The 23,044-nt window shown below is 69.6% G+C and carries 24 protein-coding genes; 9 read left to right on the top strand and 15 right to left on the bottom strand.

The genetic code is table 11. The annotated features are described in order from the left end of the window. The first annotated feature begins 84 nt into the window (after positions 1-84). Together ACGFNU_RS09640 and ACGFNU_RS09635 are read left to right on the top strand one after the other, a co-directional pair. Positions 85-594 carry an Lrp/AsnC family transcriptional regulator gene (locus tag ACGFNU_RS09640; RefSeq protein WP_392591818.1) on the top strand — a complete coding sequence of 170 codons (510 nt, stop codon included), beginning with the start codon at positions 85-87 and terminating at the stop codon, positions 592-594. 127 nt (positions 595-721) lie between these two features. After that, a complete protein-coding gene (locus ACGFNU_RS09635) occupies positions 722-1,000 on the top strand; it encodes a DUF1778 domain-containing protein (RefSeq protein ID WP_392591816.1) in 279 nt (92 codons plus the stop codon). A gap of 280 nt (positions 1,001-1,280) precedes the next feature. On the opposite strand, the gene ACGFNU_RS09630 is transcribed toward ACGFNU_RS09635, so the two are convergent. Next, positions 1,281-1,691 carry an HIT family protein gene (locus ACGFNU_RS09630; RefSeq protein ID WP_392591814.1) on the bottom strand — a complete coding sequence of 137 codons (411 nt, stop codon included), beginning with the start codon at positions 1,689-1,691 and terminating at the stop codon, positions 1,281-1,283. Between the two features lie 66 nt (positions 1,692-1,757). Between ACGFNU_RS09630 and ACGFNU_RS09625 the strand changes: the two genes are divergently transcribed. After that, on the top strand, positions 1,758-2,471 hold the full coding sequence (locus tag ACGFNU_RS09625) for an ATP-binding cassette domain-containing protein (RefSeq protein ID WP_392591812.1): 714 nt from the start codon (positions 1,758-1,760) through the stop codon (positions 2,469-2,471). Further along, entirely contained in the window at positions 2,468-3,148 is a 681-nt protein-coding gene (locus ACGFNU_RS09620) for a hypothetical protein (RefSeq protein ID WP_392591810.1), read from the top strand. The genes ACGFNU_RS09625 and ACGFNU_RS09620 overlap by 4 nt, the downstream gene beginning before the upstream one ends. Position 3,149: 1 nt before the next feature. Here ACGFNU_RS09620 and ACGFNU_RS09615 read toward each other — a convergent pair whose 3' ends face one another. From ACGFNU_RS09615 to rlmN, 5 genes are all read right to left on the bottom strand, one after another. After that, positions 3,150-4,097: a hypothetical protein gene (locus tag ACGFNU_RS09615; protein WP_392591809.1), complete on the bottom strand. Its 948-nt coding sequence runs from the start codon at positions 4,095-4,097 to the stop codon at positions 3,150-3,152. A 125-nt stretch (positions 4,098-4,222) separates the two neighbouring features. Next, complete coding sequence (locus tag ACGFNU_RS09610) at positions 4,223-5,053, bottom strand: DUF1963 domain-containing protein (protein ID WP_392591807.1); 831 nt, start codon at positions 5,051-5,053, stop codon at positions 4,223-4,225. Positions 5,054-5,156: 103 nt separating this feature from the next. Then, complete coding sequence (locus ACGFNU_RS09605) at positions 5,157-5,690, bottom strand: DivIVA domain-containing protein (RefSeq protein WP_392591805.1); 534 nt, start codon at positions 5,688-5,690, stop codon at positions 5,157-5,159. Between the two features lie 370 nt (positions 5,691-6,060). Then, positions 6,061-6,942: a 3-methyladenine DNA glycosylase gene (locus tag ACGFNU_RS09600; protein ID WP_392593471.1), complete on the bottom strand. Its 882-nt coding sequence runs from the start codon at positions 6,940-6,942 to the stop codon at positions 6,061-6,063. Between the two features lie 218 nt (positions 6,943-7,160). Then, positions 7,161-8,429, bottom strand: coding sequence for a 23S rRNA (adenine(2503)-C(2))-methyltransferase RlmN (gene rlmN, locus ACGFNU_RS09595; RefSeq protein WP_392591804.1), 1,269 nt, complete (start codon positions 8,427-8,429; stop codon positions 7,161-7,163). A 101-nt stretch (positions 8,430-8,530) separates the two neighbouring features. Between rlmN and ACGFNU_RS09590 the strand changes: the two genes are divergently transcribed. After that, on the top strand, positions 8,531-9,640 hold the full coding sequence (locus tag ACGFNU_RS09590; RefSeq protein WP_392591802.1) for a suppressor of fused domain protein: 1,110 nt from the start codon (positions 8,531-8,533) through the stop codon (positions 9,638-9,640). A 161-nt stretch (positions 9,641-9,801) separates the two neighbouring features. Here the strand turns inward: ACGFNU_RS09590 and ACGFNU_RS09585 are convergent, their stop codons facing one another. From ACGFNU_RS09585 to rpsB, 5 genes are all read right to left on the bottom strand, one after another. Continuing rightward, on the bottom strand, positions 9,802-10,692 hold the full coding sequence (locus ACGFNU_RS09585; RefSeq protein ID WP_392591800.1) for a phosphatidate cytidylyltransferase: 891 nt from the start codon (positions 10,690-10,692) through the stop codon (positions 9,802-9,804). Then, positions 10,692-11,249 (bottom strand): ribosome recycling factor, encoded by a 558-nt coding sequence (gene frr, locus ACGFNU_RS09580; RefSeq protein ID WP_392591798.1) that lies wholly within the window; start codon positions 11,247-11,249, stop codon positions 10,692-10,694. Before frr ends, ACGFNU_RS09585 begins: the two co-directional genes overlap by 1 nt. Before the next feature lie 63 nt (positions 11,250-11,312). Then, on the bottom strand, positions 11,313-12,089 hold the full coding sequence (gene pyrH, locus ACGFNU_RS09575) for a UMP kinase (RefSeq protein WP_392593470.1): 777 nt from the start codon (positions 12,087-12,089) through the stop codon (positions 11,313-11,315). A 343-nt stretch (positions 12,090-12,432) separates the two neighbouring features. Then, complete coding sequence (tsf, locus tag ACGFNU_RS09570) at positions 12,433-13,269, bottom strand: translation elongation factor Ts (RefSeq protein ID WP_392591796.1); 837 nt, start codon at positions 13,267-13,269, stop codon at positions 12,433-12,435. 111 nt (positions 13,270-13,380) lie between these two features. Then, positions 13,381-14,355, bottom strand: coding sequence for a 30S ribosomal protein S2 (gene rpsB, locus ACGFNU_RS09565; RefSeq protein ID WP_392591794.1), 975 nt, complete (start codon positions 14,353-14,355; stop codon positions 13,381-13,383). A 314-nt stretch (positions 14,356-14,669) separates the two neighbouring features. Between rpsB and ACGFNU_RS09560 the strand changes: the two genes are divergently transcribed. Next, positions 14,670-15,515, top strand: a complete 846-nt coding sequence (locus ACGFNU_RS09560; RefSeq protein ID WP_392591792.1) for a M23 family metallopeptidase — start codon at positions 14,670-14,672, stop codon at positions 15,513-15,515. Positions 15,516-15,653: 138 nt separating this feature from the next. On the opposite strand, the gene ACGFNU_RS09555 is transcribed toward ACGFNU_RS09560, so the two are convergent. Then, positions 15,654-16,577 carry a tyrosine recombinase XerC gene (locus ACGFNU_RS09555; protein ID WP_392591790.1) on the bottom strand — a complete coding sequence of 308 codons (924 nt, stop codon included), beginning with the start codon at positions 16,575-16,577 and terminating at the stop codon, positions 15,654-15,656. Positions 16,578-16,691: 114 nt separating this feature from the next. On the opposite strand from ACGFNU_RS09555, the gene ACGFNU_RS09550 reads away from it, so the two are divergent. From ACGFNU_RS09550 to dprA, 3 genes are all read left to right on the top strand, one after another. Beyond that, positions 16,692-17,066, top strand: a complete 375-nt coding sequence (locus tag ACGFNU_RS09550; protein ID WP_392591788.1) for a YraN family protein — start codon at positions 16,692-16,694, stop codon at positions 17,064-17,066. Beyond that, on the top strand, positions 17,067-18,608 hold the full coding sequence (locus tag ACGFNU_RS09545; protein ID WP_392591786.1) for a YifB family Mg chelatase-like AAA ATPase: 1,542 nt from the start codon (positions 17,067-17,069) through the stop codon (positions 18,606-18,608). Between the two features lie 958 nt (positions 18,609-19,566). After that, a complete protein-coding gene (gene dprA / locus ACGFNU_RS09540; RefSeq protein ID WP_392591784.1) occupies positions 19,567-20,697 on the top strand; it encodes a DNA-processing protein DprA in 1,131 nt (376 codons plus the stop codon). Positions 20,698-20,704: 7 nt separating this feature from the next. Here dprA and ACGFNU_RS09535 read toward each other — a convergent pair whose 3' ends face one another. The 3 genes from ACGFNU_RS09535 to lepB form a co-directional block, all read right to left on the bottom strand. Next, positions 20,705-21,019 carry a DUF2469 domain-containing protein gene (locus ACGFNU_RS09535; RefSeq protein ID WP_344536908.1) on the bottom strand — a complete coding sequence of 105 codons (315 nt, stop codon included), beginning with the start codon at positions 21,017-21,019 and terminating at the stop codon, positions 20,705-20,707. Continuing rightward, on the bottom strand, positions 21,016-21,738 hold the full coding sequence (locus tag ACGFNU_RS09530; protein WP_392591781.1) for a ribonuclease HII: 723 nt from the start codon (positions 21,736-21,738) through the stop codon (positions 21,016-21,018). The genes ACGFNU_RS09535 and ACGFNU_RS09530 overlap by 4 nt, the downstream gene beginning before the upstream one ends. A 180-nt stretch (positions 21,739-21,918) precedes the next feature. Continuing rightward, the gene (gene lepB / locus ACGFNU_RS09525) at positions 21,919-22,788 is read right to left on the bottom strand and encodes a signal peptidase I (protein ID WP_392593468.1); all 870 of its coding nucleotides are present in this window, start codon (positions 22,786-22,788) and stop codon (positions 21,919-21,921) included. Between the last annotated feature and the right edge of the window lie 256 nt (positions 22,789-23,044).

Here is a 23,044-nt window from a genome sequence, read left to right as displayed (position 1 = left end):
TCCGTTGTTACGATCCAGTTTCACGACGGAATCCCTTGGCAAGTAGGTCAAGCAGGCACGATGCCGCAGCGAAGGAGACCCACCATGGTGGCGCGCCCCCCGGACGACCCTCCGGAACAGCCACGGATCCGGCGGCGCGGGCAGGCGTCGATCCAGCTGGACGACACGTCCAAGCAGATCATCGAGCAGCTCCAGCAGGACGGACGGCGATCGTACGCGGCGATCGGCAAGGCCGTCGGGCTCTCCGAGGCGGCGGTGCGCCAGCGGGTGCAGAAGCTGCTCGACACCGGCGTCATGCAGATCGTCGGCGTCACCGACCCGCTCATGCTCGGCTTCTCCCGGCAGATGATGATCGGCGTCAAGTGCGAGGGCGACCTGGAGAAGGTGGCCGACGAGCTCGCCGCCATCGACGAGATCGACTACGTCGTCATCACCGCGGGCTCGTTCGACATCCTGCTGGAACTGGTGGCCGAGAGCGACGAGCAACTACTTGAGCTGCTCGGCCGGATCCGCGCCGTGCCCGGCGTCCTCGGGACCGAGAGCTTCGTCTATCTGAAGCTGCGCAAGCAGACCTACTCGTGGGGGACGCGCTGACCGCGAGATCAGGCGGGGTTTGAGGACGGGCCCATACCCGTGATCCCTCATATTCTCCTTCTTATTGGGGATGCCGCATCGGCGCCGTCCGGCGTACTTTTGGATGCTGTAAGGAAGGAGACCGGCCATGTATGAGTCGGTTCACCAGGACCTTCCCGTCTCCCACGACAACGGTCACATCGAGTTCCTGACCTCCGAGGAACAGCACCGGGTGATCCGCAAGGCCGCGGAACTCCTGGGCTGGACGGTCCCGCAATATGTACTGTCCACAGCCCTCGACCGGGCTGAACGGGACCTGTACGAGCACGCCGCGGCACATACCGAGCAGGCCCGCCCCACCACGCCTCCCGCCGAGGAAGAAGCCGCCGTCATGCCCCTGGTAGCCGTCATAGCGGCCCTCGGCTGACAGCCATCACTCCCCCCGACCAAGCCCCCTAGCCGACACAAGCCGCCCTGGCTGACACAGACCGTCCTAACTGACACAGACCGTCCTAACTGGCACGGGCCGTCCAAGTTGGCACGGGGGCCGCCCCGGCTTACGCAGGCCGTCCTAGCTGCCGCGGACCGTCCTACCTGCGCGGGCTGTCCTGGCTTGCTGGGACGTCGAAGCCATCCCTGCTTGCAGGGATGTCGAAGTTGTCCTGGCGAAGAGCTGTGATCGGCTGGCCCTGCCTCGTCGCCGTGGCTTACGTCCCGGCGCGGAGCCGGGCGGCGTACTCGGCCGCCTCGGCGTCCGAGTCGTACTTCTGCCGCGGCCAGAAAAAGCCCCGCAGCCCGTCCTTGCGGTTGCGCGGGACGACGTGCACATGCAGGTGGGGCACGCTCTGGCTGATCCGGTTGTTCATCGCCACGAACGAGCCCGCCGCCCCGAGCACCGACTCCATCGAGGCCGCGAGCCGCTGCGCGTGCGCGAAGAGGCCGCCCACCAGGTCCGGGGGCAGGTCGGGCAGTGTCTCGTAGTGCTCGCGCGGCACGAGCAACGTGTGCCCTTTGAACAGGGGCCGCGTATCCAGGAACCCCAGGGCGTCGTCGGCGTCCAGCACGACATGCGCCGGGCGCTCCCCCTTGATGATCTCGCAGAACACGCAGCCGCTCATGGCCCGCATTCTGTCAGCTACGGGCTAACGGGGCGCTTACAGCACGATCGCTACTGTCCGTGGCCTATGCAGTTGACCGAGGTCGCCTTCCGCTACAGCCGAAAAGCCCCATGGGTGCTCCAGGACGTCTCGCTCTCCCTGCCGCCGGGGCGGGTGCTGGAGGTGACCGGGCGCAACGGAGCGGGGAAGTCCACCCTGCTGCGACTGCTCGCCGGGCTCCGCACCCCGCGCCGGGGCAGTATCAGCGGCCGTCCGAGCCGGGTGGGATACGCGCCGGAGCGTTTCCCCGTCGACCAGCCGTTCACGGTGTCGGCGTATCTCGCCCACATGGCCGCCGTACGCGGCATCCGGCGGCCCGCCATCGGCGAGTGGGCAGAGCGCCTGCGCTTCGAGCATCTCCTGAACGTGCGGCTGCCGGAGCTCTCCAAGGGCAGCGCGCAGAAGGTGGGGCTCGCCCAGGCACTGCTCGCCGAACCCGGGCTGCTCATCCTCGACGAACCGTTCGCCGGCCTGGACGCCGAGAGCCGCGACACGCTCCCCGGCCTGATCTCCGAGCTCGCCCGGGCGGGCACGGCGGTCGTGGTCAGCGATCACCAGCGCGTGATCGAGTCCGTCCCCGGCGTCGACCGGATCCGCGTCGAGAACGGCACCGTGACGGCGGTGGCCGCCGACCGGGCCGAGTGGACCGTCCTGGAGGTCGTCGTGCGGGCGGACGAGGCCGACGAGGTCGCGACCAAGCTCCGCGCGGACGGCCACGAGGTGCGAAGGTCCGAACGGTGATCGCACTCGCGCGCTTCCAGGTGTCCGGCTACCTGCGTTCCCTCCGGGTCTTGCAGCCCTTGATCGTCATCTTCCTGATCCTCGCGCTGGTGCTCTTCCAGCCGCCCGCGAACGCCAAGCTGGCGGCCGGGGCCTTCGGCGACGCCGCGGCGTTCATGTTCCCGGTCTGGGCCTGGGCCGCCCGCGCGCTCCTGGACACCCAGCCGGACGAGCAGCGCGCCCTCTCGGCGACCGCCGCGCGCCACCCGCTGACCCCGGCCTTCGCCGGTCTTCTGGCGGCCTACGCCGTCAACGTGGGCTTGGGCGTGGCCACCCTGGCGCTGCCGACGATCCACGGACTCTCCAGAGGACTCGACGGCGCGGCCATGGCAGCGGGCCTCGGCCTCAACCTTCTGGTGGCGGCCGCCGCCACCTTCCTGGGCGCCTGGACGAGCCGGGCGATCATCCCGGATCCGGGGGCCTCGCTCCTGGCGCTCCTCGGCGGTGCGGCCGCGGCCCTCCTCCTCAGCATCGGGCCGCTGTCATGGCTGTCCGTCCCGATGGTCGCCTGGATCCGCGCAGCCCACGGCGGGCCGTCCGAACTCGCCGGGGCGTTCCCGGGCCTGGCCGTCCACATCGCGCTCTGGACGGCCGTCATAGGCGTCGCATACGTCCTGATCCGCCGCACCCGCTCTTGAGTCAAGCTCCCGTGGTGGAGCCAGGCCTGACGATCATCAGGACGGTGACGACCGCCCAGAGCAGGTTGAAGACACCGGTGAACATGGCCAGCCGAGCAGCGAGTGGCGCCACGTCCCCGCCACCGGACGAACCCTGAGCCGCCCCGCCCCCGGCCGAGCCATTGCCAGACGCGCCCTCAATGGCGACGTTGGCGGAGCCTCCGGACGAGCCAACAGCGGCCGAACCAGCGGCAGTAGAAGCGGCGCCAGCCGGGGCAGCTTCGCCCGAGGCAATGTCAGCCGAGGCGACGTCGGCCGGAGCGACGTCGGCCGGAGCGACGCCAGCCGAGGCAATGTCAGCCGAGACGACATCCGCTGGAGCGGCGTCAGCCGAGGCGACGCCAGGCGAAGCGACGCCGACTGGAGGGGCGCCGACTGGAGGGCCGTCAGCCAGGGCCGCGTCAGCCGGGACGATATTGGCCGAGGCAACCTCGGCCGAGACGACAGCCGCCGGAGCGGCATCCGCCGGAGCGGCGCCCGCCGGAGTGGCATCGGCCGAGGCGGCATCCGTCGGAGCGGGGACGGTATTACTCAGGCCGGCGGCTGGGGCGGCTTCAGCCGCGTCGACGGCAGGAGCGGCTTCTACGGCGGCGAGTGCGGCGGTCTGACGAGGCAGAATCAGCAGGGCGAGAACGGCGGCCGCGGCGGCGGTGAGAACGATCGAGACGATCAGCCATGCGTCGCCGAGGACTCCCATGCTGCTCGCCGTGGTGAGGCCGAAGACCGGCACGGCGATACCGAACACGGCGTACACGCGGCAGATGCGGTGGAGGTTGCGCAGCACGGGAAGGGACGCCGGATCCATGCCGGCCTTGCGCAAGGCCGAGGGGAACATGCTGGCGGCCACGGCGACCGGGCCGATCGCCAGGATCGCGGCGATGACGTGCAGGGAGAGGAACAGCTTGCTCATATCGGCCGTGGAAACCCTTCGTGGCATACGGGACGTGCGGAAACGACGCTGACGCTAGTCAGGGCCCGCAGGGTCGGACAGCGGCGCGAGCGCCAACTTCCGACCGGATCCAGCCAGGGCGTCCGTCAGACGGCGGCGACCGCCTGCAAGGTGAGCCAGCTGTCTTCCAGCGGACCCGCGGAGCTGGCGCAGAAGTAGACGCGCCCGGGGTCGCCCCAGTCCCAGCCGAGCCGCCGGTCGGAGTCGAGCTGGAGCAGGAGACGCCATTCGTCCTCGGCGGCCGCCTCCTCTTCGGGAGACAGAGCCATCGTGTTGAGGTCGCGTCCCGTCGACGCGTACGTGCAGTCGGGGCCGAGTGGACGCTGCACCAGCGCGGGCCACCCGCCGAGCTGGTGCAGAGGAGTGTCATCTGGCCAGACGTGCTGGAGCCACGCCGCGTGCAACTGCTCGTACACCGAAAGAACACCGCTGTAGCGCTCTTCGAGCCGCCGCACCACGGTTTCCTGTGGCGCCGGCAGTGAGAGGAACGGGGCCGCACCGAGCGGAACCAGCGGGAACGAGGACGTGCCGTCGGGCGCCTCAATCTCCCTGAGGTCGCCCGTGAAGAGCCGCCAGCCGCCACGCTGTGCCCTGTCGTCTCCCCAGGGACGCGGTATGGCGCTCGCATAGTAGAACGCGGCCAGGCCGTCCTGAGGCAGGCCGGGAACGTTCATCATCTTGGCCAGCTCCGCGAAATCGACCGCGAGCATGAAGTCGAGTGGCCGCCCTTCCCACGTCGGCCATTCCTCGCCGGCTGGGAGCAGCGGCGGGCCGCCGAGCCGTACCGTCGCGTCGCCGTCGGGACCGAGCCGCAGGGCGGGCCGCGCCAGCGGAAGCAGCGCACCGGTGACTTCGGGGGCGAAGAAGACGCCGAACAGGGAGCGCAGCCGCTGATGCTGCGCGGCGAAGTGATCCATGTCACGTAGCGTTCCGTGTCCGGGCTCCGCGCGCCAGCACCCCACGAACATCTGTGGATATCCGGTTCGCCCTAACCCCGGGTCAGCGCCACCGGCGTGGATCTCAGCGGCGTTCGAGCGCGCCCGCGAGCTGGATCAGGAACGCGTCGACCTCTCGCTCATCGTAACCGGGCCCAAAGCGTACGGTCCGGAAAACGATCTCCCGTACGTTCCGCGCGGTCACCGGCGGCGCCGTCCCGCGCAGACCCGTGATCACGCGTTCGAGGAACGCGTCCACGTCGCGGACGTCGTATCCGGTCCGCATCCCGGCACCGGTGAAGCGCGTGTTCTGGATCCAGCCGATCAGCCAGCCCGGATGCACCCTCGGCCGTCCCGCCCGGCGCCCGATGGGAGCGGCGGCCTGGAGCTCGCGGATACATTCCTGGAGCAGCTCGTCCACCGCCCGCGGCTCGTAGCCCCGCAGCACGATGTCGAAGCGCGTCGCCCGCACGTCATCGGCGGTGATTCCGTCGCTGCTCGGGTCGGCCGGCTTCCGCGCGCCGTTCAGCGTGATTCGGATGCGGTCGAGCAGTGCGTCCACCTGGCCGCGCTCATACCCCCGCAAAGCCATTGGCAGGCGGTGCGTTCCCGTCTTCACCGGCTCGCTCCTCGATCCGTGCCTCCCCCAGGATCAACGGCAACAGCGTGGCGCGCACACGCCCACCGCGCAACCACGACCCCCAGAAGACGGCCGCGCCAGCCGTACAGCATTCCCCGAGCCAAGAAGACCGCGCATCAGCGCAGAGCAGCGAACAAGCCCGGCAAACAGACATGCCGACCCGACGCGACGAACGGGCACAGCAGACGAGCGCGGCCGACGGTGGACGCGCAACGGGCCAAGGCAACAAATGGGCGCGACGGACGAGCACGACTAATGGCCATGGCCAGCGGACGGCGGACGGAAAACCGGCACGGCCAGCGGGGTCGGGGCGCAGTAAGCCAATGCAGCGACAGGTGTGGCGGACGGGTTAGGCGGACGGGTTAGGCGGGGGCGGAGTAGGGGTGGCGAGGAGTTGTTCGCAGGCGTCGCTCAGACGTTGCCGCAAGGGTTGTGCGCGCTCGGCGAAGGCTCGTTGTTCGCTGGCGTACTCCGCGCGGCCTTCTGGCGTCTCGATCTGGATCGGGTCATGCCCGAGCGCACTCAGGTCGTACGGGCTGGCACGCATGTCCACGGCGCGGATGTCGCGAGCTAGGGCGAAGCAGTCGGCGACCAACTCGCTGCCAACGAGTGGTGAGAGCTTGAACGCCCACTTGTAGAGATCCATGTTCGCGTGCAGGCAGCCAGGTTGTTCGAGCTCCACCTGGCGCTCCCGGGTCGGCTGCAGCACGTTCAGCGGCCGTGCCTCAGGCGTGAAGAAGCGGAACGCGTCGAAGTGGCTGCACCGCACCCCACGCGCTTCCACGACCTGCGCGATCTCGTCCGCTTCGAGGCGCATCGGCCAGGCCGCGTGCCGAACCTCCCGCGACCTGTAGACCATCGCCCACTCGTGCATCCCGAAGCACCCGAAATGCGCGGGCCGTTCGGCGGTCGCCGCCAAGAGCGCGGCGGTGAACTCCACGGAGGCCTTCCGCTTAGTGATGAGCGAGGTGGCATCGAGAACGACCCCGCCGGGTGTGCCGCGATAGTCGCGTCCGAAATCCCGCACGTCGGCGTCCACGAGGACGATGCCTGCGCCGGGATGCCATTTCCGCAGCTTGGCCGGGCTGTAGCCGTAGTAGCTGAAGAGGAAGTCCTCGACCGGATGTGCCACGCCACGTCCGCGCCGTTCGAGATGGGGCTCCACCCAGCCCGCCACGCGCTCGTGATGGGCCGCTTCCCGCGCCCGCCATACCGCGGGCTCCAGAAACACCCGCGGATCGTTCACCACGCCGTCCACCCGGCCGTTCACCTTGTCGGCCACCACGTCGTTCGCCCGGCCGCTCGCCACGGCGTTCACCTTGTCGTCCACCACGTCGTTCGCTCGGCCGCTCGCCACCGCGTTCACGCGGTCGGCCACCACGTCGTTCGTTCGGCCGTTCGGCACGGCGTTCACCTTGTCGTCCACCACGCCGCCCACCTCGCCGCGGGTCAGTCCTTGGTCGCGGCGGCGAGTTGGCCGCAGGCGCCGTCGATCTCGCGGCCGCGGGTGTCGCGGACGGTGACCGGCACGCCGTGGGCCTCCAGGCGGCGGACGAACTCCTTCTCGTCCTGCGGGCGCGAGGCGGTCCACTTGGAGCCGGGCGTCGGGTTGAGCGGGATGAGGTTGACGTGGACGAGATGGCCCTTCAGGAGCTTGCCGAGCAGGTCGGCGCGCCACGCCTGGTCGTTGATGTCCTTGATCAGCGCGTACTCGATCGAGACGCGGCGGCCGGACTTCGCCGCGTACGCCCAGGCGGCGTCCAGGACCTCGGCGACCTTCCAGCGATTGTTGATCGGCACCAGCTCGTCGCGCAGCTCGTCGTCGGGGGCGTGCAGCGACAGGGCGAGCCGGACGGACATGTCCTCGGCGGCCAGCTTCTCGATCGCCGGGACCAGGCCGACCGTGGACACGGTGACCGAACGCTGGGAGATGCCGAGGCCGGCCGGCGCCGGGTCGGTGATCCGCCTGACCGCGCCGATCACGGCCTTGTAGTTGGCCAGCGGCTCGCCCATCCCCATGAAGACGATGTTGGAGACCCGGCCGGGCCCGCCGGCGACCTTGCCCCGGGACATGGCGCGGGCGCCCGCGGCGACCTGCTCGACGATCTCCGCGGTGGACAGGTTGCGGGTCAGCCCGGCCTGCCCGGTCGCGCAGAACGGGCAGTTCATGCCGCACCCGGCCTGTGACGAAACGCACATCGTCGCGCGGTCGGGATAGCGCATCAGCACCGACTCGAACAGCACGCCGTCGAAGGCCTTCCAGACCGTCTTGAGGGTCTTGCCACCGTCGCAGGCCAGCTCGCGCACAGGCGTCAGCAGCTCCGGCAGCAGCTCTGCCGTCAGCCGTTCGCGCACCGCGGCCGGGAGGTCGGTCATCTCGGCCGGATCGTCCGCGAGGCGCGTGAAGTAGTGGCGGGACAGCTGATCTGCGCGGAAGGGCTTCTCGCCCAGCTCGGCGACGGCCTCCCGGCGCTCGGCGGCGGTCAGGTCGGCGAGATGGCGCGGCGGCTTGGCCCGGCGGGGCGCGGCGAAGACGAGCTTGGCCGGCGTCTTCGCGGGCACCGCGGCAGGCGCCGTCGCGGCGGGCGCGGTCGCGGCCGGGGCCGTCGCAGGCGTCGTGGCCGGGGCCGTTGCGGGCGTGGCGGCCGGGGCCGTCGCGGGGGCGGCATCGCGCGTCGTGCCGGGCGTCGCCTCGGGAGTGTTCTCGGTGGCAGACATGGTTCTTCCAGTGTCGCAAACACCAGCGTGTGCCTCGGCCGTCCAGGTGTTACGTCGGGGATGCCTGCGCATGACCATTACCTGGGATTAGGCTTTCGATCATGTCGGTATTGCGTAGGGGGTCCGTTTCGAAGGCCGTCCTCGACGAGGTCAGCCCGTACGGGAGTCGCAGGCTGGTGGTGGAGACCGACGGCGTCGTGTCGGCGGCCTATCTCCGGGACGCCAAGGACGCGGTGGTCGGGGCCGCCTGGCTCGCCAACCACGGTCCCGCGGCACAGGAGTTCGACCGGGGACGGCTGGAGGCCGGCCTGGCGCCGTTGCTGAGCGCCGATCATGTTCGCCACCCCGACGGCCGCCCGGCCCTCGGGGAGCTCGAAACGGTGTGGTTCGAGGAGGGCGACGGCGTAGCGATCATGGAGGACGGCGATCCGCTCTGCGTGATCCCCGGCTGGTCCGACATGGAGCGCGGCATCCCCGGCTACAGCCGCGACGCGCTCAAGCAGAGTCCGTTCGCGTTCCCCCTCTCGGACGAGCCGTTCGGCACCCGCGTCGAACGGGCCCGCCGGCACTGGCGGACGGTCAAGGCCGACGGCTCCTGGGCGGACTTCCAGCAGTCGGTGCTCGGCCACCTCCTTCATCGTCTCGGCCCGGGTGGCCACTACTGGCACGACGTCGGCCGCCAGCTGCGCGACGGCCTGGCCCCCACGGTCGGGGTCTCCGAACGTCCCGCCCGTGGCGACCGCGAGTACACGGTCTTGAGCACGGTCGGCATGAGCCGGCAGCGCATGCCCACCATCGAGCTGTACGAGGACGAGGTCGCCCCGCACGCCCGCATCGAGCTCGCCCTGGCCACCACGCTGCCCAGCCAGCGCGCGGGCAGCATCTTCCCCTGGCTGGCGCAATATCCGTGGCGTTCGGTCACCTGGTTCGCGCCCGGCGACGTCGTCAAGTGGTATCACGAGGCTCGGACGTTTCCGCTGAACACGACCGAGTCGGCCGACTGGGAAGGAGTCCTCCTCCTGGACGACCCGAGCCGCCTCTCCGGCCCCCTGGCCCCGCCGTTGGACGGCCACACCGTCCAGGGCGACCCCGTCCGCTGGCTGTGGCTCGTCCCCATCACCGCCGAGGAACACAACTACGCCAAGAACGAAGGCTCTGACGCCCTGATCCGCCGCCTGTCCCAGCAATCCCGAAGCTGGGTCGTCAGCTAACCCAGCCCCCGCCGACGCAGGCGCGGGCACGTCCTAGGCCTTCGCAGGCGCGGGTCTTCCTGTGGGCGCGGGCGCGTCTGCGTGGTTTGGGTTGGGCCTTCTGAAGGCTGGGCGCGTCCGTCCGGGCGCGGTGGGTCCTTCTGGGGTGACGGAGAGGCGCCTCAGGCGGAGGGGACGAAGAGTTCCAGCAGGATCCAGACCACGGGGGCGGTGGCGATCAAGGAGTCCAGCCGGTCCATGACGCCGCCGTGGCCGGGGAGGAGCGTGCCCATGTCCTTGAGGCCCAGATCGCGCTTGATCATGGAGACGATGAGGTCGCCGGCGATGGCGATGACGGCGGCCGCGGCGCCGATGACGGCGCCCTCCCAGAGCCGGCCGTCCAGCAGCCAGGCGGTGAGCCAGGCGCCGACGAGCATGCAGGCCAGGATGGCGCCGGCGGCGCCTTCCCAGGTCTTCTTGGGGCTGATCGACGGGACCAGCTTGTGCCTGCCGAGAAAGGTCCCCGCGAAGTAGCCGCCGATGTCGCTGGCGACGGTGGTCGCGATGAAGATCACGATGCGGTGGTCGCCGTCGGTGGGCTCCATGAGCAGCGCGACGATGCCGGCCATCAGCACCAGATAGCCGGTGACGAAGACGCCCGCCGTGACGTCCCGTACGTAACCGGAGGCCGGGCCGTCGGCCATGCGCCAGATGAGCACGGTCAGGCCGGTCAGCGCGGTGACCGCGACCAGCGGCTCGGGACCCCAGCCGTACGCGGTGACGGTCGCGGCGACCAGGCCGGCGGCGAGCGGGATCAGGGGGACCCGGATCTCGCGCGCCTTGAACGCCTCGGTCAGCTCGCGCAGGCCGATGACGAGGAACACCACCATGACGACCAGGAAGATCACCTTGACGGTGTAGAGCGAGAGCAGCACAAGAGCGCCCAGCGCCACACCGACACCGATGGCGGCGGGCAGGTTACGCCCGGTCCTCGTGTGGGCCGGTGGCGGCGTCCGCGGCGCCTCCGGCTCACCCGGGGAGCCCTGGGGCTCCCCGGACGCGTCCAGTTCCATCAAACCTCGAGGAGCTCGGCCTTCTTGTGGTCGAGAAGTTCGTCGACCTGCGCCACGTACTTGTGGGTGGTGTCGTCGAGCTCCTTCTCGGCGCGACGTACGTCGTCCTCGCCGGCCTCGCCGTCCTTGGCGAGCTTGTCGAGGGTCTCCTTGGCGCGGCGGCGGATGTTGCGGATGGAGATCTTGCTGTCCTCCGCCTTGGTGCCGGCGACCTTGATGAACTCCTTGCGGCGCTCTTCCGAGAGGTCGGGGAAGACCACGCGGATGACGTTGCCGTCGTTGGTGGGGTTCACGCCGAGGTCGCTGTCGCGGATCGCCCGCTCGACGGCCTGCATGGACGACTTGTCGAAGACCTGCACGATGACCATGCGCGGCTCCGGCAGCGTGAACGACGCCAGCTGGTTGATCGGCGTCGGCGTGCCGTAGTACTCCGCGGTGATCTTGTTGAACATGGCGGGAGTGACCCGGCCGGTGCGGATGGCCTGGAAGTCCTCCTTGGCGACCGCGACCGCCTTCTCCATTTTCTCCTCGGCCTCGAGGAGGGTCTCGTCGATCACTTCGACTCCCGTGTCATCTGGTCGGCCAATGTCACCTGAACACCGGTGCCTGCTCGGCCCGGGTCAGCCCTGCGCCGGGCTGACCAGCGTGCCGATCTTCTCACCCCGGACGGCCCGGACGATGTTGCCCTGTCCCATCAGATCGAAGACCACGATGGGCAGTTCGTTGTCCATGCAGAGGCTGATGGCCGTGGCGTCCATGACCTTCAGCCCTCGCTGTAGGACTTCACCGTAATCCAAACGGTCGAATTTGACCGCGTCCGGATTCTTTCGCGGATCGGCGTCGTACACACCGTCCACTTGAGTCCCCTTCAGCACCGCCTCCGCACCGATTTCCAGCGCGCGCTGCGCGGCGGTGGTGTCGGTGGAGAAGAACGGCTGGCCGAGACCGGCCCCGAAGATCACCACGCGGCCCTTCTCGAGGTGCCGCATGGCGCGCCGCGGGATGTAGGGCTCGGCGACCTGGCTCATCGTGATGGCGGTCTGCACGCGGGTGTCGAGGCCGAGCTTCTCCAGGAAGTCCTGGAGGGCCAGGCAGTTGATCACGGTGCCGATCATGCCCATGTAGTCGGCGCGGCCGCGGTCCATGCCGCGTTCGGCCATCGTGGCGCCGCGGAACATGTTGCCGCCGCCGCAGACCACCGCGACCTGCACTCCGTCGCGTACCGCCTCGGCGATCGCCTCGGCCACGTGCTGCACGACCTCGGGGTCGATGCCGAGCGGGTCGCGGCCGGCGAACGCCTCGCCGGAGAGCTTCAGCAGGACGCGCTTCCAGCCGGCGCCGTGGGGCCGGCCCCCGCCGGAGGCGGCGTCGGCGTTCGAGGTCCTCTGGACGGACAGCCCGGACGTTCCGGACGTGGCCGCGGATGTTCCAGATGTTCCGGGCGTTCCGGACGCGGATGAGGACGACGGGGCCGCCGTCGCGTCAGTGTTCGGCTTCTCCTGCACGGCGGCGGCCTCCTCGTGTCGCGGCTTCGTGATCTGTCGGTCCCTAGCTTCTCTGGGGGTGGCCCGGAGTGGGGTCCTGTCGGGAACGGCCCTCGGATCCCGGGCCCGATGCCGCTGGGGCGGGCCCGTGTCCGGGACTTCGTGCTTACCCCCAGATCCGGGGAATCCCCACAACACCCTGCTTGTGGCGGTGCTGCGGGGCCCCTGGTTCCAGAATGCCTCTAGACGGCGAGCGTCAGCTCTGGCCGACCTTGAAACGGGCGAAGCGCTTGACGTTCACGCCGGCCTCCTGGAGGACCTTCGCGATGGTCTTCTTGCCGTCCTTCACGAACGCCTGCTCGACCAGGACGAAGTCCCGGAAGTAGGCGTTGACGCGACCCTCGACGATCTTGGGGATGGCCTGCTCGGGCTTGCCCTCGTCGCGGGTGAGCTGCTCGGCGAGCGCCCGCTCCTTCTCGATCGCCTCGGCCGGGATCTCGTTCCGGGTGAGGTACCTGGGCGCCATCGCCGCGATCTGCTGGGCGATGTCCTTGGCGATCTCGGCGTTCTCGGTGTCGAGCTCGACGAGCACGCCGGTGGTCGGCGGCAGCTGCGGGTCGGACTTGTGCAGGTAGCTGGCCACGTACGCGCCCTGGAAGTGGACGAAACGGCCGAGCTCCAGCTTCTCGCCGATCTTGGCGCCGTTCTCCTCGATCAGGGCCTGGACGGTCTTGCCCGGCTCGATCTCCAGGACCTTGAGGCTCTCGGCGTCGGTCGCGTCGCTCTTGGCCGCGAACTCGACCAGGCGGCCGGCCAGGTCGATGAACGCCTCGTTCTTGGCGACGAAGTCGGTCTCGCACTTGAGCTCGAGCAGCGCGCGGTCGCCGGCGCCGTCGACGTACTCGGCGACCAGGCCGTTGGCGGCGGTGCGCTCGGCGCGCTTGCCGACGTCCTTGGCACCCTTGAGGCGCAGGATCTCCACGGCGCGGTCGAAGTCGCCGTCGGCCTCGGTGAGAGCGTTCTTACAGGCCATCATGCCGGAGCCGGTCAGCTCGCGGAGCCGCTTGACGTCAGCGGCGGTGAAGTTCGCCATCGTTCTCTTCGTCTCTGTCGGGATGGAAGTCTGCTGATGAGACGGGCCCCGGGGCGGCGGTACGGCGCGTACGTCCGCCGCGTACGCCGCCCCAGGGGCACCACGTCGTCGTCAGGCCTGCTCGCCCTCGGCGGCCGGGGTCTCGGCGGCGGGAGCGACCTCAGCGGCCGGAGCGGCCTCGGCGCCGGTCTCGGCGGCGGGGGCCTCGGACGCGGCGGCCTCAGCGGCCGGGGCCTCGGTGGCCGGAGCCTCAGCGGCCGGGGCCGCGGCAGCCGGGGCCTCGGCGTCGGCGGCCTTGTTCTTGTTCTCCAGCAGTTCGCGCTCCCACTCGGCCAGCGGCTCGGCGGCGGTCCCGCCCGCGGCCGGCTTCTCGTCGCCGCCGGAGGCGGCGCCGGCGCGGGCGATGAGGCCGTCGGCCACCGCGTCCGCGACCACGCGGGTCAGCAGGCTGACGCTGCGGATGGCGTCGTCGTTACCCGGGATCGGGTAGTCGACCTCGTCGGGGTCGCAGTTGGTGTCGAGGATCGCCACGACCGGGATGCCCAGCTTGCGGGCCTCGTTGACGGCGATGTGCTCCTTCTTGGTGTCCACGATCCAGATGGCGCTGGGAACCTTCGCCATGTCGCGGATACCGCCGAGGGTGCGCTCGAGCTTGTCCTTCTCGCGGCGGAGACCGAGGAGCTCCTTCTTGGTCATGCCGGAGCCCGCGACGTCGTCGTAGTTGATCTCCTCCAGCTCCTTGAGCCGGGTGAGCCGCTTGTGGACGGTGGAGAAGTTGGTGAGCATGCCGCCCAGCCAGCGCTGGTTGACATACGGCATCCCGACCCGGGTGGCCTGCTCGGCGATGGCCTCCTGGGCCTGCTTCTTGGTGCCGACGAACAGGATCGTGCCGCCGTGCGCGACCGTGGCCTTGACGAACTCGTAGGCGCGGTCGATGTAGGACAGCGACTGCTGCAGGTCGATGATGTAGATGCCGTTGCGGTCCGTGAGGATGAACCGCTTCATCTTCGGGTTCCACCGGCGGGTCTGGTGGCCGAAGTGGACGCCGCTCTCGAGCAGCTGCCTCATGGTGACGACGGGTGCCATTTGCCCGTGTTCTCCTGTCCGGCCCGGGTCGTTCTGTCTTCCGGGCCACGTTCTCGGTTGGGTGCCAGCGCCCGACTCGGCCTCTCCGTCACCGTGGTGACGGACCGAGAGGCCGTGCCCCGCCTGCCGTCAGAAGCAGGTGGCCGGGGAGCGCGTGAATTCGGTCGCTTGGGTGAGCACCCACGCGACCGTGCCCCAAGTCTATGGGATGACCGGCGTACACGTGGAATCAACCGGACCCGCCCGGCCCGAGGTTTTCCACAATCGGGCCCGGGCCTGGTGAGACGCTCGACCATCGAGGCAGTCTGCCGGGCATGACCCTCGTCACACCGCTGCTCGCCTGCGCCGTGATCATGCCCGCCGTCCCGGATCCGTGGCACTGGCCGTTAGGGCCTGCCGAGCCCCGGATCGTCCGGGGATTCTCGCCCCCGCCGGACCCCTGGTCGGCCGGCCACCGGGGGATCGATCTGGCCGCCCGCCCCGGCCAGCCCGTCTATGCCGCAGGGTCCGGCCGGGTGTCCTACACCGGCCGCCTGGCCGGCCGGGGCGTGATCGCCATCACTCACGGCCCGCTTCGCACGACCTACCTGCCTGTACGGTCTGCGCTTGCCTTGGGCAGTCCGGTCAAGGCGGGCACCCGCATAGGCGTCGTGGAGGCGTTCCAGGGGCATTGTGTCGCTGAGCCCTGCCTTCATTGGGGCCTTCTGAAGGGCCGGACCTACCTGGATCCCCTGACTCTGGTCCGCCCTCGCATCCGCCTGCTCCCGCTATGGCCGTCCCGCCCCTGGCCACCGTCGACGCCGGCACCCCCGTACGCACCGACACCCCCGTACGCGCCCGCACCGCGGCCCGCGCCAGGGTTGCCGCCGGGGCCAGGGTTGCCAGCCTCACCCGCGCCCGCACTTTCACTTTCACCTTCGCCTTCGCCTGCGGCCGCAAGGCCCAAAGGGCCGCCGCCCTACGAACCAGAGCCGCGCCTAGACCTTCGCGACGCCACCACCGCTACTGGCGGGGCGATAGCCGGAATGCTCCTGGCCTTCGCGCTCTCTTTGACCTGGCGCACCACCCGGGCCCTGACCCGGCGCAAACCTTCCACCGACGTCATCGACCTGGCCCAAGAACGCCGCCAACGCCGCCGCATGCAAGATCCGGGCCCCTAACCTCCACCGCACCCCGAACACCCCACGACCAAACGCCGATGCGACCGAAGAACCCTGCAAAGAGCCTCAGGTCACGCCCACACTCACAGGCGCACACCACCACACCTAGGCCTCCCGAAAACCTTCAGGGCCAAGGGTTCATTCGGTGCCGCGAGGGTGGGCCTGCCGGTGAACCTGCTTGAGGCGTTCAGCGGAGACATGGGTGTAGAGCTGCGTGGTCTGCAGCGACGCGTGGCCCAGAATCTCTTGCACGCTCCTGAGATCGGCGCCGCCCTCAAGCAGGTGGGTGGCCGCGCTGTGCCTCAGACCGTGCGGACTCATGTCCGGGACACCGACTTCCCCGATACGGGTGTGAACGATGCGGCGAGCGCTGGTCGGGTGGAGCCTGCCTCCGCGCGCGCCAAGAAAGAGCGCAGGCCCGCTCGCCTTGGTGACGACGGCGGGACGTCCCCGTCTCAGCCAGTCGGCCACCGCCCGGGCCGCCGGTTCTCCCACGGGCACCGTACGTTCACGGCCGCCCTTGCCCAGTACCCGTGCCGTACGGCGGGTGGTGTCCAGGTCGTCGATGTCGAGCCCGCAGAGCTCGCTGACGCGCACGCCAGTTCCGTAGAGCACCTCCAGAACAGCGCGGTCACGCAGGCCCAACGCGCCCTCCGCCTCCATCTCGTCCAGCAGCCGCGCAGCCTCTCCTTGCGTAAGGACCGTAGGCAGATCGCGCTGCCGCTTGGGAGTGCCCAGCAAAGGCCCAGGATCCTGAGAAATCAAGCCACGCCGATGGAGATGGCGAGTGAAAACACGTGCGGCAGCAGTGCGACGGGCGAGCGTGGCGCGCTTGCGGCCGAGTGCGTGTTGCCGGGCCAGCCAGCCCCGGAGCACCCCTACGTCCAACTCCTCTGGCTCGCCCACCCCCACGGTCGCCGCGTACTGGCAAAGGTCGGCAAGGTCTCCGATGTAGGCCCTCAAGGTATGGGGCGACACATCTCGTTCGGCCTTGAGGTGCAGCTCGAAATCCGCCAGCGCCTCGTGCGCCCAGGGGGGTAGCGAATCATCCACAGCGGCCACGCTGCGCCACCGCCGCGGCCGACGCAAGCAGCCGAGCCGAGTTATCCCCAGAATCCGGTTCGCCTTCCGTCGAGGCTTGCGGCCGGGCACCGTCGGAGGCCGGAGGTGACGACCATGAACAACACGATCCTCGGTCGGCGCGGTGAAGACGCGGCATCGGTCTACCTGGTCGAACTCGGCTGGACGATCCTCGATCGCAACTGGCGCTGCCGTCAGGGCGAGATCGACATCGTCGCCCATGACGGGCGGCAGCACGTGGTCTGCGAGGTCAAGACCCGCAAGAACACCATGCTGGGCACGCCGTTCGAGGCGATCACGCCGGAGAAGGCCATCCGGCTGAGGCGGCTGGCCTGGCGCTGGGCGGCACAACACGGCGTCCCGGGGGCGGCCGTCCGGGTCGACGCGCTCTGCCTCCTGCCCGCCGAGCCAAACCCTGGCCACGACGTCTTCGACGGATTCGACATCGAGCATCTGCGCGGGGTGATCTGAGTGGCACTGGCCAAGACCCGTTCCGTGGCGCTGGTCGGGGTCGACGGCTTCATGGTCGACGTGGAGGCCGCCATCACCAGCGGCGTGCCGGGCCTGCACCTGGTGGGCCTGCCCGACGCCGCCCTCAGCGAGGCACGCGACCGCGTCAGAGCGGCGATCTTCAACTCAGGCGAAGACTGGCCCAACCGCCACGTCACCGTCAGCCTTTTCCCAGCTAGCTTGCCCAAACGCGGCTCGATCTTCGACGTGTCCATCGCGATAGCCCTTCTGGCCGCCGCGGAGGCCATTCCACCCAAGACCTGCGCGGGCCTGGTAATGATCGGAGAGCTGGGGCTCGACGGCCGTATCCGCGCCATCCCGGGCGTCCTGCCCGCCGTCGTCGCCGCCGCGAACGCCGGTTACACCTGCGTCGTCGTGCCGCAGGCCAATGCCGCCGAAGCCGAGCTCGTCCCGGACCTCAAGGTGATCGCCGCATCCTCGTTACGCGGCCTCCTCTGCCACCTCCGGGACGAACCGCCCCCGGTCGAAGAGGAGGACGACGCTCCCCCGCTCCGGCCCACCACCGACGTGATCGACCGGCGTTCCGGCCTCGATCTGAGCGACGTTCGAGGCCAGGCCGAGGCCCGCCGAGCCCTCGAGATCAGCGCGGCGGGCGGCCACCATCTCTTCTTCAGCGGTCCACCCGGCTGCGGCAAGACCATGCTGGCCGAACGTCTGCCCACCCTCCTGCCACCACTCGAACCGGACGCCGCGCTCGAAGTGACGGCCATCCACTCGGTCGCAGGCACGCTCCCGCCCGGACAACCACTGATCACGCAATCGCCGTTCTGTGCGCCGCACCACACCGCCACCCGCGCCGCCATGGTCGGCGGCGGCGCGGGCCGCGTCATCCATCCCGGAGCGGCATCTCTCGCCCACCGAGGGATCCTCTTCCTCGACGAAGCTCCCGAATACATGGGCGGGGTCCTGGACGCCCTACGCCAACCCCTTGAAGAGGGCGAGGTAAGGATCGCCCGTTCGGAGGGCACAGCCTGCTTCCCGGCCCGCTTCACCCTGGTCCTAGCCGCCAATCCCTGCCCATGCGCCGCGGCCAAAGAGGTCGACTGCTCCTGTGCCCCCGCGATCAGGCGCAAATACCTGGCCCGCATCTCGGGCCCGCTCCTGGACCGCATCGATCTCAAGATGGAACTCCACCCGGCCACCCGTGCCGAGCTCCGCTACGACCTGGAGTTCGCGGAGTCGAGCAGCGTGGTCGCCGAACGAGTCCTGATCGCCCGCGACCGCACCGCGAAACGCCTCGCAGATACTCCCTGGCGTTCCAACGCCGACATCCCCGGCCCCGAACTGCGCCGCCGCTTCACCCCGCCCCCGGAAGCCATGCGAACCGCCGACGACGCCCTCATGCGGGGCACCCTCAGCGCCCGAGGCCTGGACCGCATCCTCCGCGTCGCCTGGACGATCGCCGACCTCGCCGGCCGAGACCAACCCAGCGAAGACGACGTAGGCGGCGCCCTGGCCCTATGGACAGGCCGCCGCCCATGACCAGCAACCACAAACACCCGCGTCCCCCGACGCCAACCCAAAGACCCGCCCCACCGCAGCCGACCAAACCGGCCGCCACCATCTCCCCCAGGAACCCGACCGGAGCAAAGCTCATGCGCTACACGCCCAGAACCACCCCGCACTCACCCCAATCAGCCACTCAATGCACCTCACTCACGAACACGGCACAACCAGCAACAAGGGCTCGTGCGCTACACCCACCAAGACCGCACCAAAGCATCTCCCGATCGGCCACGTGCCATCGCCACCTCACCTACCAACGCGGAACGAGAGCGAAGCACACAGAGCCCACACGCACCACGCAAATGCTGCGCCCGCGCCCCACAGAAACCCCGTCCGACACACCAAGGGCCCAACCGGCCGCCGCCCATGCCCAGGCACCTCAGCCGCGACGCGACACAACCAAAACAAGGATTCGTGCGCTGCACGCTTCGCCAACAGACCGAACCAGAGCAGCCACCCAGACCGGCCGCCCACCGCCAGACCAATCACCCACAAACATGACGAGAGCGAAGCAGCCTGGGCCCACGCGCCACGCAAGTCGCGCCCGTCCCACAGAATCCCGCCTGGCGCATCCACCAGCCCAACCAACCGCCGCCCCCCAGCGCTCATCCACGAACGCGACCCGCTCGAGAACAGAGGCTCGTGCGCTGTGCGCCGCTCAGAAACCACGGTCCGCAGCAGCGCGACCCAACCGGCGGCCACGCCCAACACACCCACGCGCGCGCACTACGCAACCGGGGACAAGGGCGCGTGTGCACGCGCCGACCGAGACCGCGCCAGAGCATCCGGGCAGACCGGCCGCTGACCACCAAACCGCCTCAGCTGCGAGCGCGAGACGAGAGCGAAAGCACACAGAGCCCAGCCGCATTACGCAGATGGTGCGGCCGCCGCTCAGAACCCGACCGGTGCACCATCACCCACCGAAGGAGACAGCATGAACGACGATCGGCTTGCTCGGGCGACGCTTTGTGCGGTCGCCGAGCCCGGGGACACGCAGATGGGTCGATTGATCTCTGTGGCCGGGCCTGCCGGGGCCTTGGCGGCGGTCCGTTCCGGCGAGATCCCTCCCGGTGTCGAGGCTGGGCGGATCAGCGATCGCATGGAACGCTGGCGGATCAGGCTTACGGGTGTCGACGCGGCGGCGGATCTGGCCATCTGCGAGCACATGAACATCCGGCTGGTGTGCCCCGGCGATCCCGAGTGGCCGACCACGCTCGACGATTTAGGGGACGAACGTCCGTACGCGCTGTGGCTGCGCGGTCCCGAGGATCTGCGCTACAGCTGCCTGCGATCGGTGGCCATCGTCGGCTCCCGGGCCGCCACGCCGTACGGCCTGCGGGTCGCCGCCGATCTCGGCTGCGAGCTGGCCGAACGAGGGTGGACGGTCGTCTCCGGGGGCGCCATGGGCATCGACGCGGCCGCTCACCGCGGCGCCCTGGCCGCCGACGGGCCCACGTTGGCGGTCTTCGCGAACGGTGTCGACGTGGCCTATCCCGCCAGCAACGACGGCCTGTTCGCCGAGATGGCCCGCCGAGCTCTGCTGGTCAGCGAGATGCCGCCCGGTACGGAACCGAACCGGCTCCGCTTCCTGATCCGCAACAGGGTGATCGCGGCCCTCTCCAGGGGCACCGTCGTGGTCGAGGCGGCGCGGCGTAGCGGCGCGCTCGGTACTGCCGCCTGGGCCCGCAAGCTCGGCCGGATGGTCATGGCGGTCCCCGGGCCCGTGCACTCTGGATCTTCAGTGGGCTGCCACCGGCTTCTGCGCGAGGATCCGCCCGCCACGCTCGTGACCCGTGCGGAGGAGGTGATCGAGGTCGTCGGGCCGATCGGTGCCCTCGCTCCGGATCCGGGTGCCCCCATCCTGCCCCGAGACCATCTGGACGCCACGACCCGGGCCGTCCTGGAGGCGCTTCCCGCCCGCGGCGCCACCGGGCCCGCCCAGATAGCCGTCAAGGCGGGGCTGGATCTCGCCACCGTCAACGGCAAGCTGGGCATTCTCGCGGCCGGCGGCTTCGTCGAACGCGCCCCCGCGGGCTGGCGCGTGACCAGCCAGGCCCGTTCATGATCACGTACTACTGCTCGGAGGGGAGCTCGAAATCGCTCTTGGCCAGTTCTTCGACGTTGACGTCCTTGAACGTAACGACACGCACGTTCTTCACAAAGCGCGCGGGCCGGTACATGTCCCAGACCCAGGCGTCCTGCATGGTGACCTCGAAGAAGACCTCGCCGTTGTCGGTGCTCCGCACCTGGAGATCCACCGAGTTCGTGAGGTAGAACCTGCGCTCCGTCTCGACCACGTACGTGAAGAGCCCGACGACGTCGCGGTACTCGCGATAGAGCTGCAACTCCATCTCGGTCTCGTACTTCTCGAGATCCTCTGCGCTCACGCCCGTGCCCCTTCCTCGCCGGGGACGTCCAGCACCTGCTCGTCCCCGAGATCCTCCCCCACTCCATTCTTACGCAAGGCCCGCCCTACATTGACGAAGGAGAAGCGATGCTCAGGGCAAGGACCATGTTCATCCAGTGCCGCCGAGTGCTCGCGGGTCGAATACCCCTTGTGAACGTTGAATCCGTACTCCGGATAACGCTCGTGCAGGTCCACCATCATCCTGTCCCGGGTGACCTTGGCCACCACCGAGGCCGCCGCCACGCACGCGGCGACCTGGTCCCCCTTGATCACCGCCAGGCTCGGGACGTCGAGGCCAGGCACCGCGAACCCGTCGCTCAGCACGTACGAGGGCCGCGGCTCCAGGGCCGCCAGCGCCCGCCGCATACCCGTGATGTTGCACCGATGGACGCCGATCCGATCGATGTCGTGGCACGGGATCACGATGGCGCTCCAACTCTCGGCCCGCTGGACGATCTCCGCATAGATCGCCTCGCGCCGTGCCGGAGTGAGCAGCTTCGAGTCCGTCAGCCCCTCGATCACCCCTCGCCGTCCACGAGGCAAGATCACGGCACCGACCACCAGCGGCCCGGCACAGGCCCCGCGACCAGCCTCGTCGACACCGGCGACCCGGCCGAAGCCCCCGTGCTCGAGCGCCCGCTCGTACGCGTGCAGCCCGGCGTCGCGGCGCGGCGTGAAGCGGAGAGGACGACCGTTCATGGAACGCCAGCGTACGACGCCACAAGCCCGCAAGGCGCCCCGAATCCCCCGATCCCAGCCCCCTCCGCCCAAGCCCGAAACCCCTTACCCCCACCACCTGCGGCAACGCATGATCACTCCACGGCAAATCTCACCGGCCAGCAACAGAGCCCCATCCCCTCCGCGCGGCGGGGGCCACCGTCAGGTGCGGAGGCGGCGGCGGATCAGGGTGAGGGGGACGGCGCCTGCCAGGCCTAGAGCGGCCGGGAGAGCTGCTGCTGTGGCCTTGTTGAGGGCGGGCTGATCGAAGGTCTTCGGGATCGGGAGGGTGTCCATCCGGTTGAGGGGCCATACGAGCACGAACGCCCTGCCGATCACGCGGTTGGTGGGGATCGTGCCGCCGCCCGGGTCGCCGCGGTGGTTGCGGGAGTCGTAGGAGAGTTCGCGGTGGTCGCCCATCACCCAGAGCTGGCCCTTGCCGACGGTGACGTCGAACGGGATGTCGGATGGTTTGTTCCGTTCGCGTGTCTCCGGGTCGGTGTACAGGTAGGACTTCTCGTCGAGCGGTACGCCGTTGACGGTGATGCGGCCCTGCGCGTCGCAGCACTTGACCCGGTCGCCGGGGACGCCGATCACGCGCTTGATGTAGTCCTTCTCCCCAGGGACGACGCCGAACGTGCTGCCGATCGCATGGAAGACCTTGGACACCGGGTTGGACGGCTCGGCGACGTCCACCTCGGGATCCCACGAGTCCAGGCCGCTGAACACCACGACGTCGCCGCGCTTGATGTCGCGGGTGTGGTACACGATCTTGTTGACCAGGACACGGTCACCCACCAGGAGGGTGTTCTCCATCGACTCCGACGGGATGTAGAACGCCTGCACGACGAAGGACTTGATCACCAGGGCCAGAACCAGCGCGACGCCGATCAGGACCGGGAGTTCCTTCCAGAACGATCGTTGCTTCTTCTGCTTCTCGGACTGTCCGTCCGTTCCCGGTTCGTCGGCATCTTCCGGAGTCTTCGGACCCGAGCCGTCCGTCGCTTCACCATCGGAGCCGCCCGCCGCCACAGCACCGCCCGCCGTAGCACTGTCCGCCGTTGTGACACTGTCCGCCGTCTCGGCACCGCCCGCCGTCGCGGCACTGTCCGCCGTCGGAGCACCGCCCACCGCCGCAGCACCGCCCGCCGCCGTAGCGCTGTCCGCCGCCGCAGCACCGCCTGCCGTCGTGGCACCGCCTGCCGTCGTGGCACCGCCTGCCGTCGTGGCACCGCCTGCCGTCGTGGCACCGCCTGCCGTCGTGGCACCGCCTGCCGTCGTGGCACCG

Source organism: Spirillospora sp. NPDC048911 (assembly GCF_043198015.1).
In the GTDB taxonomy this organism is placed as follows: Bacteria; Actinomycetota; Actinomycetes; order Streptosporangiales; family Streptosporangiaceae; genus Spirillospora.
Note: the sequence above shows the minus strand (reverse complement) of the source record. Positions and strands in the feature narration are given on the sequence as shown.

What these genes read in the sequence shown, in the direction of transcription:
- ACGFNU_RS09640 (WP_392591818.1), top strand. Translation starts at nt 85, where the DNA reads ATGGTGGCGCGCCCCCCGGACGACCCTCCGGAACAGCCACGGATCCGG.
- ACGFNU_RS09635 (WP_392591816.1), top strand. Translation starts at nt 722, where the DNA reads ATGTATGAGTCGGTTCACCAGGACCTTCCCGTCTCCCACGACAACGGT.
- ACGFNU_RS09630 (WP_392591814.1), bottom strand. Translation starts at nt 1,691, where the DNA reads ATGAGCGGCTGCGTGTTCTGCGAGATCATCAAGGGGGAGCGCCCGGCG.
- ACGFNU_RS09625 (WP_392591812.1), top strand. Translation starts at nt 1,758, where the DNA reads ATGCAGTTGACCGAGGTCGCCTTCCGCTACAGCCGAAAAGCCCCATGG.
- ACGFNU_RS09615 (WP_392591809.1), bottom strand. Translation starts at nt 4,097, where the DNA reads ATGAGCAAGCTGTTCCTCTCCCTGCACGTCATCGCCGCGATCCTGGCG.
- ACGFNU_RS09610 (WP_392591807.1), bottom strand. Translation starts at nt 5,053, where the DNA reads ATGGATCACTTCGCCGCGCAGCATCAGCGGCTGCGCTCCCTGTTCGGC.
- rlmN (WP_392591804.1), bottom strand. Translation starts at nt 8,429, where the DNA reads ATGTCTGCCACCGAGAACACTCCCGAGGCGACGCCCGGCACGACGCGC.
- ACGFNU_RS09590 (WP_392591802.1), top strand. Translation starts at nt 8,531, where the DNA reads ATGTCGGTATTGCGTAGGGGGTCCGTTTCGAAGGCCGTCCTCGACGAG.
- ACGFNU_RS09585 (WP_392591800.1), bottom strand. Translation starts at nt 10,692, where the DNA reads ATGGAACTGGACGCGTCCGGGGAGCCCCAGGGCTCCCCGGGTGAGCCG.
- tsf (WP_392591796.1), bottom strand. Translation starts at nt 13,269, where the DNA reads ATGGCGAACTTCACCGCCGCTGACGTCAAGCGGCTCCGCGAGCTGACC.
- rpsB (WP_392591794.1), bottom strand. Translation starts at nt 14,355, where the DNA reads ATGGCACCCGTCGTCACCATGAGGCAGCTGCTCGAGAGCGGCGTCCAC.
- ACGFNU_RS09560 (WP_392591792.1), top strand. Translation starts at nt 14,670, where the DNA reads ATGACCCTCGTCACACCGCTGCTCGCCTGCGCCGTGATCATGCCCGCC.
- ACGFNU_RS09550 (WP_392591788.1), top strand. Translation starts at nt 16,692, where the DNA reads ATGAACAACACGATCCTCGGTCGGCGCGGTGAAGACGCGGCATCGGTC.
- dprA (WP_392591784.1), top strand. Translation starts at nt 19,567, where the DNA reads ATGAACGACGATCGGCTTGCTCGGGCGACGCTTTGTGCGGTCGCCGAG.
- ACGFNU_RS09530 (WP_392591781.1), bottom strand. Translation starts at nt 21,738, where the DNA reads ATGAACGGTCGTCCTCTCCGCTTCACGCCGCGCCGCGACGCCGGGCTG.